This window comes from Thermanaerothrix daxensis (genome assembly GCF_001306145.1).
Taxonomy (GTDB): domain Bacteria; phylum Chloroflexota; class Anaerolineae; order Anaerolineales; family Anaerolineaceae; genus Thermanaerothrix; species Thermanaerothrix daxensis.
This window is the reverse complement of record NZ_LGKO01000002.1, coordinates 1,350,716-1,363,875: the sequence shown is the minus strand read 5'-3', so window position 1 is coordinate 1,363,875 and position 13,160 is coordinate 1,350,716. Positions and strand designations below refer to the sequence as shown.

General features: G+C 51.2%; 13 protein-coding genes. 5 read left to right on the top strand and 8 right to left on the bottom strand.

Annotation, left to right across the window (positions count from 1 at the left end; translation table 11 throughout):
* Positions 1-3: 3 nt before the first annotated feature.
* From SE15_RS06560 to SE15_RS06545, 5 genes are read left to right on the top strand one after another with little or no spacing between them, the layout of a single operon-like run.
* Positions 4-516, top strand: a complete 513-nt coding sequence (locus tag SE15_RS06560; protein ID WP_054521272.1) for an NADH-quinone oxidoreductase subunit C — start codon at positions 4-6, stop codon at positions 514-516.
* The gene (locus tag SE15_RS06555; RefSeq protein ID WP_083461752.1) at positions 509-1,618 is read left to right on the top strand and encodes a hydrogenase large subunit; all 1,110 of its coding nucleotides are present in this window, start codon (positions 509-511) and stop codon (positions 1,616-1,618) included. Before SE15_RS06560 ends, SE15_RS06555 begins: the two co-directional genes overlap by 8 nt.
* Positions 1,619-1,642: 24 nt before the next feature.
* Positions 1,643-2,581 carry a complex I subunit 1 family protein gene (locus SE15_RS06550; protein ID WP_054521271.1) on the top strand — a complete coding sequence of 313 codons (939 nt, stop codon included), beginning with the start codon at positions 1,643-1,645 and terminating at the stop codon, positions 2,579-2,581.
* Positions 2,582-2,590: 9 nt separating this feature from the next.
* Positions 2,591-3,031: a 4Fe-4S binding protein gene (locus SE15_RS14100; protein WP_083461751.1), complete on the top strand. Its 441-nt coding sequence runs from the start codon at positions 2,591-2,593 to the stop codon at positions 3,029-3,031.
* Complete coding sequence (locus tag SE15_RS06545; protein ID WP_160316679.1) at positions 2,949-3,503, top strand: hydrogenase maturation protease; 555 nt, start codon at positions 2,949-2,951, stop codon at positions 3,501-3,503. The genes SE15_RS14100 and SE15_RS06545 overlap by 83 nt, the downstream gene beginning before the upstream one ends.
* A 91-nt stretch (positions 3,504-3,594) precedes the next feature.
* Here SE15_RS06545 and SE15_RS06540 read toward each other — a convergent pair whose 3' ends face one another.
* The 8 genes from SE15_RS06540 to SE15_RS06505 form a co-directional block, all read right to left on the bottom strand.
* Entirely contained in the window at positions 3,595-4,434 is an 840-nt protein-coding gene (locus SE15_RS06540) for a carbohydrate ABC transporter permease (protein ID WP_054521269.1), read from the bottom strand.
* Positions 4,435-4,447: 13 nt separating this feature from the next.
* Entirely contained in the window at positions 4,448-5,335 is an 888-nt protein-coding gene (locus SE15_RS06535; protein WP_054521268.1) for a carbohydrate ABC transporter permease, read from the bottom strand.
* 78 nt (positions 5,336-5,413) lie between these two features.
* The gene (locus tag SE15_RS06530; RefSeq protein ID WP_054521267.1) at positions 5,414-6,754 is read right to left on the bottom strand and encodes an ABC transporter substrate-binding protein; all 1,341 of its coding nucleotides are present in this window, start codon (positions 6,752-6,754) and stop codon (positions 5,414-5,416) included.
* 101 nt (positions 6,755-6,855) lie between these two features.
* Complete coding sequence (locus SE15_RS06525) at positions 6,856-7,899, bottom strand: SIS domain-containing protein (protein ID WP_054521266.1); 1,044 nt, start codon at positions 7,897-7,899, stop codon at positions 6,856-6,858.
* A 16-nt stretch (positions 7,900-7,915) separates the two neighbouring features.
* On the bottom strand, positions 7,916-9,904 hold the full coding sequence (locus SE15_RS06520) for a glycoside hydrolase family 36 protein (RefSeq protein ID WP_054521265.1): 1,989 nt from the start codon (positions 9,902-9,904) through the stop codon (positions 7,916-7,918).
* 25 nt (positions 9,905-9,929) lie between these two features.
* On the bottom strand, positions 9,930-10,787 hold the full coding sequence (locus SE15_RS06515) for a carbohydrate ABC transporter permease (RefSeq protein WP_054521264.1): 858 nt from the start codon (positions 10,785-10,787) through the stop codon (positions 9,930-9,932).
* Between the two features lie 2 nt (positions 10,788-10,789).
* On the bottom strand, positions 10,790-11,710 hold the full coding sequence (locus tag SE15_RS06510) for a carbohydrate ABC transporter permease (RefSeq protein ID WP_054521263.1): 921 nt from the start codon (positions 11,708-11,710) through the stop codon (positions 10,790-10,792).
* 66 nt (positions 11,711-11,776) lie between these two features.
* Positions 11,777-13,120: an extracellular solute-binding protein gene (locus SE15_RS06505; RefSeq protein WP_054521262.1), complete on the bottom strand. Its 1,344-nt coding sequence runs from the start codon at positions 13,118-13,120 to the stop codon at positions 11,777-11,779.
* Positions 13,121-13,160: the final 40 nt, after the last annotated feature.

Below are 13,160 nucleotides of genomic sequence, written 5' to 3'. Positions count from 1 at the left end.
GGGATGAGCCAGGAAGTGATGCAGGAGGACCTTCTAAGACAGGCGTTAGACGCCATCCGATCGTGGATTCGGGCGGAAAAAACTCCTCAACCCAATCGGGTGGATGTAGTGATTGATCGTGAGGATTTGCTGACAGTGGTTGAAACGCTTAGGCGAATCCAATGGGGTTATTTGAGCGCTATTACCGGTTTGGATCATCCTGTGACTGAACCTGCGGAGGGGGAAAGCGCTCAGGAGGGGCATGTGGAGGTGTTGTACCATTTTTGCGAAAAAGACAAGGTGTTGACCTTACGTGTCAGTGTACCTTACTCAGATGCGGTACTTCCTTCAATTTGTGGAATTTTGCCCTCGGCTACTCTATTCGAGCGTGAACTAAGCGAGATGTTCGGTGTACGAATCGAGGGAACACCGGATACGAGTCGTCTGCTTTTACCGGATAATTGGCCTGAAGGTGTGTATCCACTTCGGAAGGCATTTACAGGCTTCCCCGAAGCCAAGGAGGGGTCCGATGAGTGAGAAATTTGTTATTCCTATTGGTCCTCAACATCCAGCCCTGAAGGAACCGAGCCATTTTGAGATTTTTGTAGATGGAGAAGAGGTCATTAATGCCACACTGCGCCTTGGATATGTTCATCGTGGCATCGAGAAGGGGGCTGAACAACGAACCTGGACCCAAAACCTCTATTTAATGGAGCGCATCTGTGGTATTTGCTCGCATGTCCATGCCTTGGCTTTTGCGCAGGGTGTGGAGGCCCTTGCGGGGGTCCAGGCGCCGCCAAGGGCGCGTGCCATTCGTCAGCTCGTGGCTGAGTTAGAGCGTCTGCATAGCCATTTGTTGTGGTTGGGTGTGGCGGCTCATGAGGCGGGTTTTGATGCTCTATTTATGTACAGTTGGCGGGATCGCGAGACTGTCATGGATTTGCTGGAACTCTTGAGTGGTAACCGTGTGAATTATTCCGCCAACTTGTTGGGCGGAGTCAAGTTCGATGTGACACCAGACCAAAAGGTACGCATTCTGGATGGTGTAAGTTTTCTTGAGGAGCGCGTACAGTATTATCTCAACGTGGTAAACTCCGATGAGACGTTCTTGGGTCGTACCCGCGGAGTGGGGGTTCTCAGCCGCGAAGAGGCCGAGCGACTGGGAGCCGTGGGTCCGACGGCACGGGCTTCAGGAGTACCTCGGGATGTTCGTGTGGATGTTCCTTACGCCGCTTATACCGAATTTCCAGTCAGGATGGTGCTGAGCCAGCAAGGCGACCTGCAGGCTCGCTTTGTTGTGCGACTAGAGGAGCTCTTTGAGAGCATCCGTGTGATCCGCGAAATTCTAAACAACCTTCCAGAAAGTGAACTCACCGCACGAATGCCTCGGCGAATCCCGGCAGGGGAGGTGATCAGCCGGGTGGAGGCGCCGCGAGGGGAGTTGTTCTACTTCATTGTGAGTAATGGAAGCGATAAACCCGAACGGGTGAAAGTGCGTACCCCCAGTCTGGCCAATTGGGGAACGGTGCTTGCTACGGCGCCTGGCCATAAACTGGCGGATATCCCGATGCTGGTGGCAGGAATTGACCCCTGCTTCTCGTGTAATGATCGGACGGTGGTTGTAAAAACGGTTCGTTAATTCCCGGCGCAGGAGAAAAGCCCCATGACGTTAAACCTGAACCCATTGATTGTTCTCTTGATTTTCCCGGGCGGACTGTTTCTGATTATGGCTGGGCTGGCTTATGAATACTTGGATCGTAAGCTGGTAGCAAGGTTCCAGAATCGAATTGGGCCGCGCTGGTTTCAGCCTTTGGCGGATCTGCTTAAACTGCTTTCTAAAGAGGAGATCACGCCTTTGGGGGTTCAGCGTGGGTTGTTTTACCTGCTGCCGCTATTTGCTCTGGCTTCTGCTCTGACGGCTGCCCTTTATGTGCCCATGGCGGGGTTGTTGCCGGCATATGCTTTCCAGGGTGATTTGATTGTGACAATTTACCTGCTCAGTGTGCTGACTCTCAGTATGGGGTTGGCCGGGGCGTGCACGGTGGATCGCTTTGCCCTGGTGGGGGCCACCCGTACATTGACGCAACTGTTCTCGTACGAAGCCCCTTTCATGCTGGCATTGCTGGGTCCGGCCATTGCGGCACAAACCTGGCAAATTCGATCTATCAACGAGTATGCCAGCCAAAACCTGTGGCTGTTGATTGCCCAGCCGATTGGTTTTCTGGTCGCACTGGTGGGGTTGATGGGGAAACTGGAGTTGCCGCCTTTTGACGCGCCGGAGGCTGAGACGGAGATTGTGGCTGGAGCACTAACCGAGTACAGCGGACGCGGGCTGGCGCTGTTCCGCCTGAGCAAGGACATTGAACTGGTCATTGGGCTCACGCTGGTGGCAGCCTTTTACTTGGGTGGTATCCACTCCCCGCTGGATTTCCTGGTCAAGACGGTGGGGCTGTTGCTGGTGGTGGCACTTCTTCAGACCCTCTTTGCGCGCTTGCGAATTGATCAGGTGGTGGGGTTGTGGTGGCGCATTGGCACGATCCTGGCAGTTATCCAGTTAATTGCGATTGTTCTTGGGCGCTATGTTGGGAATCTGATTTTCTAGAGGTGGCATATGACGATAGGTAGCATGTTTGGCGATGTGTTTCGCTCCCTTTTCAAAAGGCCATTCACCGAGCGTTACCCATATCAGCGACCGCAGGTTCCAGAACGATTGCGGGCTAAAGTGGTTTGGAATCCCGAGAATTGCTCGGGATGTCAGTTGTGTGTGAAGGACTGCCCGGCCAATGCCTTGGAGTTGATCGTTGTTGATAAGGCCAGTAAACGCTTTGTGATGCGCTATCACGCAGATCGTTGTATTTACTGCGCGCAATGTGTGGAAAGTTGTCGGTTCAAGTGTTTAGGGTTTTCGACCGAGGAATGGGAACTGGCTTCGGCCAGCAAGGTGCCTTTTGAAGTATTATATGGCCGTGATGAAGACATTCAATTCCTCCTGGAGCGAGCCGCTCAGGGATGCGCTGGAGAAGCAGCGCCGTGCTCTGAATCTGCCGGCTGATGCCTTGCGTCTGGCATTTGTGGGGGTGGGGAACGAACTTAACGGCGATGATGGAGCTGGTCTGTGGATAGTGCGGGGCCTAAAGTGGGTTTTACCTCAACATGAACGATTGCTTTTGGTAGAGGCAGGCATTGCACCGGAAAACTTCACCGGAGTGTTGCGGCGTTTTGAGCCAAATTGGGTGCTGTGGGTAGATGCAGCGGATATGAACCAGGCACCGGGTGCCGTGTCGTGGGTGATGTGGGAAGGCGCTGAAGAGATACCACAGATTTCAACCCATACCTTGTCGCCTGGGCTATTGGGGCACTACTTGGGGGCCGAACTGGGGTGCCAGATGGGGATTATCGGTATTCAGCCGGTCTCGCTTCGTTTTGGAGAAGGCTTGACCCCAGCGGTTCGGAGAAGCGTTCGTGGTTTGGTAAGGTTTTTGGCAGCGTGGGTGGGGGATTGTTTCAAATTGCATGCAGAATAATTTCGTATAGCCACTTACACTCAAACCATTAAACCAACAAAATCAAATAAAACCCATCCCACCCCTCAAAAGGAGCAAGGTATCGATAAAGCTATCTCTTCACCCCAGTAAGCGCAATTCCTTGTATGAAGTACCTCTGGGCGAAGAAGAAAACTAGCAGCAGGGGGAGGATGCTAACAAAAGCACCCGCCATCAAGACTGTGAACTTTCCACCCAGTACCATTTGCTGTTGGAAGAAGGCCAATCCTACCGTCAATGTTGTATTGGGGGCTGCCGGCATATAAATAAGAGGATGAAGCAGGTCATTCCATGCACCCTGGAACGTGAAAATGCCCAGCGCTGCCAGTGCAGGTTTGGCGAGTGGTAAATAAACTCGCCAAAATATTTGCAGCAGCGAGGCACCATCTACCCGTGCCGCATCCACCAGGTCACGGGGGATAGTAAGAAAGTACTGGCGAATCAAGAAGGTACCGAAGGCACCTCCCCAAAAAGCGGGCAACCAGATAGGTACACTTGTACCAGTTAATCCGAGAAATCGGAAAATAATGAAATTGGGGATCAGTGTGACATGAAAGGGAATGAGCAAAGTGGCCAAAAGCGCCGCAAACAATATATCGCGTCCTTTGAACTTCACTACTGCGAAACAGAACGCCGCCATGGAACAAGTCAATAATTGCCCTACTGTTACCAACAGTGAGATAACCGTACTATTCATAAACATGAGGGGAAAGTTCAAATCCACACTGAAGAGGCTGCGGTAATTATCGAGTGTGATTGGGTTGGGAATCAAAGTCATCGTGAATTGATCTGCTGGTTGCTTGAACGACGTAGCCACCATCCACAAAAAGGGCACCACCATAATAACAGCCCCTAAGGAAAGGAGCAGGTAGGTAATGAGATCCAACATCACTTTCTCAATCTTTTTGCCCATTGTCAGCCTCTTCTTACTCGTACACGACAAATCTTTTCTCGGCCCACAGGTAGATCACCATCAGTGCCGCCACAATCAACGTGAGTTCAATGGCTTGAGCACTGGCAACACCATATTTGTTGAAATGCCAGGCGTTGCGATAAATTGAGAAGACGACCACCGGAATGGAACTGTCTCCCTGACCCCGCCGGGTCAACATGTAGATATAATCAAAAGCCTGAAATGCATTAATTGTGGAGATAAGGGTCTGGAAGAAAATGCTAGGAGTAATAAGTGGAAGTGTAATCCTAAAAAACTGCTGAAATCGGTTAGCACCATCCATCTCTGAGGCTTCGTAGTACTCCCGAGGGATAGCGGTGAGACCCGCCAGAAAAATAATCATTCCCTCGCCGATCGCGCCCCAAATATTGACAATGACAACCGAGAGCATCGCGCGATCGGTACATAACCAGCACACTGGTTGCAACCCAAATTGCTTCAGAATGTAATTCAGGACCCCCGTATCCTTCCCATAAATAAGATTCCATACCAGTGCTGTAGCCACTGCTGAGGTTACCACGGGCAGATAATACATGGTTCGATATAGGGAAATTCCCCGAATACTTCGGTTCATCAATACTGCTACGAAAAGGGAAATAATTACCACTCCTGGGACATAAAGGGCAGCAAACTGAGCCGTGTTGGTCAGTGCCCGCAGGAAGCGTTTATCGGTGAATAACATGATGTAGTTATTAAGTCCCACCCACTTGGGCGGAGTAAACAGATCCCATTCGGTAAACGATAAACCCAAGGTAGCCAACAATGCCCCAAAAGCACTGAACACCAAGCCAAAGAGAGTCGGGGCCAACAAGATCCATAGCCAAATTTTTTCTCGCCCAAGAGGCCTAATTCCAGATTCCATAGACTGTGCTCCTCCAATTTGGGGGAAGGGGAGCTGCCTTGCAATACCGGGCAACTCCCCTGAATGGCTTTCGTGCTTCTACGGGTTATATTGTTTCAAAACATCATCGGCTTGCGGAATTATCTCATCCAGCACCGCGTCCAAATCTGCTTCCTCGCCAGCCCAGATTGGTGCCATCCCATCACCGATAACAGAGGCCCACTCATCATACCCCTTGAAGACCGGCTTCATGCGTGCGAACTCCAGCGAATCCAGGAACACCTTGTGGTTGATCTTGATCGGCTGGTCCAGGAAGGCCGGGCTTTCAGCTACGGACTTAAGCACCGGGCAGGCAAAGCCCAGTTCTGCTAGACGTGTTTGAGCCGGCGTGCTGATCACAAATTTGAGGAATTTCCAGGCCGCATCGGGATATTTAGTGTTCTTGGCAATGACAAAGCCGGCGCTGTTCACGCTAGTTGCTCTTCCTGCCGGACCCGCGGGCATCTGCACCACGTCAAAATTCAACCCTGCTTCTGCATAACCGGGTACCGCCCAATGCCCAATTGTCGTCATTGCTGCCTTACCCGCCTGGAAGAGGTCTCCGCCATATTGGGCAGCCGTTGTAGTATCTGGCATGGATTTATCTACAAACATCATGTCGTAAATAAACCGCCAGGCTTTACGGGCCTCTGGAGAACCGATGAGAGTTTGAGTGTGGTCAGGACTAATAATATCCCCACCAAAAGCCCAGATTACCTCGCTCCAGAACAGTTCCATGTCCCATAGGTCGGTAGCGTAACCGTACTGATCTATGACCCCATCTTTGTCTTTGTCAAGGGTGAGAGCTTTGGCCGTAGCCCGAAAGTCATCATACGTCCAATCGGGGGAGGGGTAAGGCACCCCCGCTGCATCGAACATGTCCTTGTTATAGAAAACCACGATGGTCTGAAAGTCACGCGGCAGGCCAAAGTAACCTTCTGGGGTTTGATAGGCCTTTAGGGTTTGTGGGTAAACATCATCAAGCAAATTGGGTTCAGCATCCAGATAGGGTTGTAGGTTCAACAGAACCCCTCGTGTCTGGTAATCGAGATAGTAGGGGGCATCAATAGCGAAAATATCCGGAGGGGTACCCGCGGCCAGCAGAGTCTTGAGTTTAGTCCAGTAAGCCTCCCACTCCGAAACCTCGACGTTGACCGTGATCTCAGGGTTATTTGCCTGAAAATCGGCAACGATTTGTTTCCAGATGGCCAGCTCTTCGGGAGCCCCCCACATCATCATGCGCAGCTCAGCTTTGCCCGTAGAGACCGGAGCGGTTGCCTCGGCCTGCGCAGTGGTTGGAGAGGGCTGGGTTGGTGCAGTTGTTTGAGGACCTCCCGCACATGCGTTCAGTACCATGGAGAGGACCAAAACCAAGGCAAAGAACAGGGCTAGTCTTTTCATGGTTCCTCCTTAAGTTTTTTAATTTTCAAGGTTAGCGGGTTTATGAGATAGAGGATTGTTTCTGACACGCCAATCTTTGATTACCACCTCCTTCCTGGAAACTAAAGCGCGCCCAATTCAACCACGGCGCTCAAGTGAGTGGGACGGTCGGGATTCAACCCTTTAGCCAGGGAGCGGTAGTAGGCCATCAACTGCAGCACTGGAAGATAGAGAACGCCCCGAGCAATCTCGGGAATGCCGCTCTGAAACTGAACGCTGGCCCTCTCATCCGCTTCGCTCAGGCTCAGGATTGTTGCGCCCAAGGATCGCATTTCCTCCAAAACTGCCCATTCATAAGGGAGGTTCGCCTCAGACAAAAGCCCGACGATCACTGTACGGTTATTGACCATTGACATTGGACCGTGCCGGAACTCCAGAAAATGAAAGGGTTCGCTGTGAGTGAGTGTCATTTCTTTCATCTTCAGATTGGCTTCACAAGCAAGCCCGTAGCGAATCCCGCTGCCCAAGAAATAGAAGCGGTCAAAATTAAGATTGGCCCCCATTTTCTGAGCCAAGGGTGCATAATCATGGAGCAGTCTTGCTCCAACCTCGGCCAACCGACGCATTGCGTGCAGGTCAGCATGGCGTGCACCTACCAGAAGGCTTGTAGCCACCGCAGCAACATACATAGAGGCAAAGGAACGTGTTTGGGCCACGCTTTCCTCCTGGCCTTTCTCAACCACCAGGGCAAGATCAGCCAATTTGGGCAACGCATGCTCTGGGTAGTTAGTGATGGCCAAGACATTTCCTCGTGTGCGGGTTTTAAACTGCTCGACGGCACGCAGGGTCTCTGTGGTAGCGCCTGAACGGCTGATCGCAATCAAAAGCGAATGCTCAGGGGAATGCCGCAAAACGGTACCTTCATTAAGCAACAATTCGCCAGCAGGGACCGCACGGGCGATGCGGCCAGTGCATTGTTGGAACAAAGCAGATGCGGCAAGGGAGAGATAATACGTTGAGCCGCAACCTGTAAAGATGATCTGTTCGTAATCGGGACGGAATAGATCCAACAGGTCTGAGCGTTGAGCCTCCACTCGATCTAGCGCTTCGTTCCAGGCTTCCGTTTGGGTCATAATCTCATGATATGTGAAGCGTCCTTGTTCCATACAACATCCCTTCTGATTAATAGTTTTCAGGAATAGCGATCATGAGGAGCGATCCCTCAAATTTGACTGACAGGAATGGATGCTGCTTACTCACCACGCCTAAAGCACGACCCTTGGTGTAGTCCTCAACACGATAACTTTTTCCGCCCTCCAGTCCCCGCAGTTCAACATCGCCTTTGAAAAATGGAGCAAAGAAGGCATAATATAGCGCCTGGCCCTTGCGTAATACGTGTGCTTCTGGTTGATCAAAGGCAGAATCATAAAGATTGAGGTACTCTCCCTCAGCAGGGCGGTGGTGATTGTAGATCCGGAACCACTTTTCCCACAACGCTTCTTTCTCGGGGGTGAGCAGCCAGACCTCACGCAGACGAGCAAGGATTTCGGGCTGCTCAGGCCAGATGAATTTCGTTCCCGGTACTCCTCCGGCACCAATCTGAGAAGCAAAATCAATCCCCCCATCGGTAAGTTCCACGTGATCAGCAAAAACCGCCGCCTTTGAGCCCATCAGAGCTTTGTAAAACTTAATTCGCTGCCGTACCTGGGCGCTCGAAATGGGGTCTGCGGTGACGGTCTGGGTAGTTGCAGGAAGCAAACTAAACGTGATTGGAGTGCCGCAAGGACAAATCTGCACCCCAGCATGAGGACACAAACGCTGGCTTTCAGTGAGAATTTGCTGGTAGAGTTTCCCGAATGCCCACATGGACTCTTCGGGATGAGAATGATGGTGAGCAGGGTTGTAGCACGGTGGCATGGTGTAGATATTATCGAGCTTAAAGCCGTCAAATCCCCATTTGCCTATAAAACGCTGTACCAAGCGCAATGTATATTCCTGCACTTCAGGCAAAGCCGGACAAAGCATAGCAAGATGACGGTTATTACGCGCCACACTTCCATCCGGGTTTATAACTACCCAATCTGGATGATCCTTCAAGATTTGAGAATAACCGTAGGTCAGGGTATCCCAGTGACCATGTCCATCCTCTGCACAGAGCGGATACCACCACAGTTGGGCCAGCATTCCTTCCTGGTGGATTCTCTCCACTAAAAGAGACATCCGGGCTTCGCCACCCGGGAAGGTGTCAGGGCGAGGGTTCCAATCTCCATAATGGTCAAACCAGCGATCATCGAGGGTGACCCAACGGATGCCAAGGCGCCTAAGCATAGGCAAGACACCTTCAACCTCCTCTGGTCTTACATCAAACTCATATCCCCACGAACACCATGCGGGTTCAAAATCCTCCGGAGAAGGTGGAGCGGGTTGAAGGCCCTGCTTCTCTAAAATTTCACGGTAACGGGAAATGGGTTCAAAAAAGTCGCCGCGATGGAAAATCAAGACACTTTGCAAGCTGGAAAAGGATTCTCCAGGCTGCAGGATAAAGGAACCGCGACGCTGAAGTGAGGTTATTAATTTTTCGAAAGTGGCTTCAACCGGCATGAACCAATCGTGCGGCAAAGGTTCTGCGTGGGCAAGAGCTATTCCATACTCGGCGCTCCAGAAATCATTGACGGGAATTCCGCCGCCTTCGCTGTCTTGCAAGTGCCCAAGATAATTATCGCGTTGAAAGGACGCTGGTAATTCAAACGCAAAATCCTGACCCCACTTAACCGCTGCTCCCTGCAGTGTCCACACGGGTTTATCGTGAAAACGCGGGAGATCAAGGCAGGGGAGTTCCACCCGCTCAATCTTAATAGAAGCACTCCCGCGGTTTTCGAAATGCCATTTTAGAAAGACTGTGTCTGGCCACTGAGGGTAATAATCTATGTTCAGGAGGTAAGTCAAACCCTGCTTATAAGAAACCTTAATTGAGTAGCGCGACCCATGCCCTAGGGTGGATGCAAAAGTGCGGGGATCATGAAAAGAAATTGCTTCGGGTGAGGATAGTAAGTTGACCCCTTCAGAGAGCAATTGCGGAAACACCTTGCCTACTTGGTGGTTTTCATAGAACAGGATGATCTCTGCATGGTGACTAAATTCAAAGCCTAAATTTCCTAAAATCATTTGCATGGCGTAACCGACCTCTCCATCAGGATTACTTGATTGCACCTGCTGTTAACCCACGAATGATGAAGCGTTGGAAAATCAGCGCGAGGACCACCGGCGGTAAACTGGCTAAAACGCCGGCGGCCGCGATCTTCAAGTACTCCAGGCCAAGTTTGGTGCTGAATTCTCCAATTAGAACCGGCAGAGTTTTGGCATTGACATTCGTGTAGATGAAAGCATACAGATATTCATTCCAAGAAGCGATGAATGCAAAGATCATCACGCTCACCAAACCGGGGCCAGAGAGGGGCAAGACAATACGAAACAAAGCATCCAGATAAGTGCATCCATCTATGCGTGCAGCGTCCTCTAACTCTGAGGGGATGGAGGCGAAGTAACTGCGTATGAGCCAGATCACCAGCGGTAGGGCAATGCTCAGATCCACAATTATGAGCCCCAGATGCGTATCTAGAAGTTTTGCTTGCCGCATAATGACATAGAGGGGGATCACAAGAATAATGGGAGGGATTAACTGAATGGTCATCATCGCCAGAATCATCCATTGACTACCGCGAAAACGCAACCTGGCAATTGCATAGGCCGCTAGAACGCCTAGGACCACTGCGATCATCATAGTGCTAAGCGAGATGATTGCCGAATTGCTCAGAGATCTTATAAAAAGCCGGGCATTTACCGATTGCTCGCCATATTCGAAAAACAGCGAGCGGTAATTTTCTAGAGTGGGGCGAGATGGCAACCACCTCAAAGGAACGGTAAGTAACTCGATTTTGGAGGAGAAAGAGGAGATAATTAGCCATAGGTACGGGGCAATCGTCCATATAACAATCATCAGCACGATTACATAGAGTAACAAAGCCCGAAGAGTCCGTCTTGAGGATAGATGCATGTTTACATCTCCACCACACGGCGATAAGCGGAACGGATGTAGAAAACAGCCGGAATCAGAATGGCCAAACTGGTCAGGTAAGCCATCGCGGCACCATATCCAAATCGTAGCGACCTGAAGGTCGTGGCATAAATCCGCAACGTTGTCAATTCGGTTGTGCTGAAGGGGCCACCTCCGGTCACTACATAAACCAGTTCAAAGGTTTGAAATCCCCATATGAATTGCAACATGGCTGCTACCATCAGTACTGGGGCGATTAGAGGGAGCGTAATGTGCAAGAAGGAGCGCCAGGCAGACGCGCCATCAACCCGAGCAGCCTCATAGAGGTCCTCCGGTATGGTTTGTAGCGCCGCCAAAACTAAGATGACCGTAAATGGGGTTTCTTTCCAGACATTCGCAAGGATAATAAGAATGGTGGCCCATTTGGGATCAGCCAGCCATATTTTGTAACTATCTATGAGATGCAATTGGGTCAGTAGGGCGTTTAGGGCTCCGTAATCTGCGTTGTAAATCCATTTCCACATGGCGGCATTGACAATCGAAGGCATCGCCCAGGGTAAAATCATCAAGCCGCGAACAAAGCCCCGCCCCACAAAGCGCTGATTGAGCACCAGTGCCGTACTTACCCCGAGCACTACTTCCAGGATGACCGAAGTCAGACTGAAGCGAAGTGTCACCCAGAGCGAGTTCAGATAACGCGAGTCATGTAGCAGATTGAAATAATTTTTCAGTCCAATGAAAGCGTCAAATTGGGGGCGGGAAAGGTCCTTCTGGTGCAGGCTCAACCAGAAAGAACTGACAATGGGGAAAAACACTACTGCCAAAATGGCAATGAGAGCGGGCAGGGTCAGCAAAAGACCCAACACTTGAGGGTTATCCGAAATGGGGCGGTAAAGGTTTTTCGCTCGCATGAGGTTCAGCATTGATTGGGGGTTTGCTCCGAGTGCCTCTGCAAGCAAGGCACCCGGAGCCACATGCCTTAGAAGAACTCAGGGCTTACATTCGAATTGGGCCAGCCCCTTGGCCATGTTATCCAGCGCCTGTTGAGCAGTCTGCTCACCAGCCAGGGCTTTATGGACTTCAGCGATAGTCACATCCACAAAATCGCCGTACCAGGTCAACTTGGAGAGACCGCGCGCCGTTGCGAGCTGAGCCTGGAAATTAGCCCAGAAGGGGTATTTGGCCAAAAGATCCGGATCAGTGTAGAGATCCGTCCAAATTGGCAGGAGGCCGATTTCCTTGGCGAGGATTTCATTGTTTTCCCGGCTGGTCATGAATTGGATGAACTTCCAGGCCGCCTCTTTATGCTTGGAGTTTACTGGGATCGCGTAGGCTTCTGGCAGTGTCAAGGTTGCGCTCAAGTCCGGGGTTGCGCCGGGAACCAAGCCAACCTCAACCTGACCTGCCACCTTAGAAATACTGGGGTCCTGCGTGTAGGCCATCAGACCGGCAATTCCCTGGGGCAGGAAAAGGGTGTCTCCCTTCAAGAACGCATCCTGAGATGTGGCTTGATCATAGGTCAAACCTGCCGGGTTGGCTACCCCTTCTTTGATCGAGTCGATCATAAACTGGAGCGCGGCCAGAGTATTGGGATCTTTGTTAAATTCAAAGCACCCGTTTTCGTCTACAATCTTGCCGCCAAAGGTATAGGTCCAGAAGTGGAATTCATTTGCAAGTGCCCATTCCTGATTCCATGAAGGTGCCATCCCGTATTGGACCACGCCTTTTTCTTTGGCAGCCAGGCTCATCTGCTTGAATTCCTGCCAGGTACGAGGCGGTTCTTTGAATCCCGCCGCTTCTAATTTAGCGGCGTTGTAATAAAAGAAACGTGTGTCATTGTTCCAAACAACGCCATAGAGTTTACCATCTGGGCAGGAGAAGAGATCTACCAGGCCAGGAATCATGCCGTCGGTAAAGTTTGCCGGCATGAAGTCATTAAGGGGAGTCACCCATCCGGCTCCACACCATTCAGCGACCCAGCCATTGTCAAATTCCACTACATCATAGGCGCTTCCCCCAGTAGCCATTTCAGGGATCACGCGGTCGGCTACGGAGTCCCAATCGCTTTGAGTCAGGTCCACCTGGATTCCGATTGTTTTTTCGAACTCGCGCACACGGGCTTCAAACGCACCGGTGATGTCGGCTTCATGACGAGGAAAAATCACCGTGATTTTTTCCTGGGCGGGTTGAGGCGGGGCCGCGGTAGTTGCCTCTGCTTTAGGAGGTCCTGGTTCAGTGGTTGGGGTTGGAGTGGTGGTTGGGGCACAAGCGGCAAGAAAGGCTGCTAAGATGGTAAGCAACGCTAGGATTAAGAATATAACATTTCGTCTCATCTCCTTTTCTCCTTCCTAACCATTGAAAATTTTGGTTTCA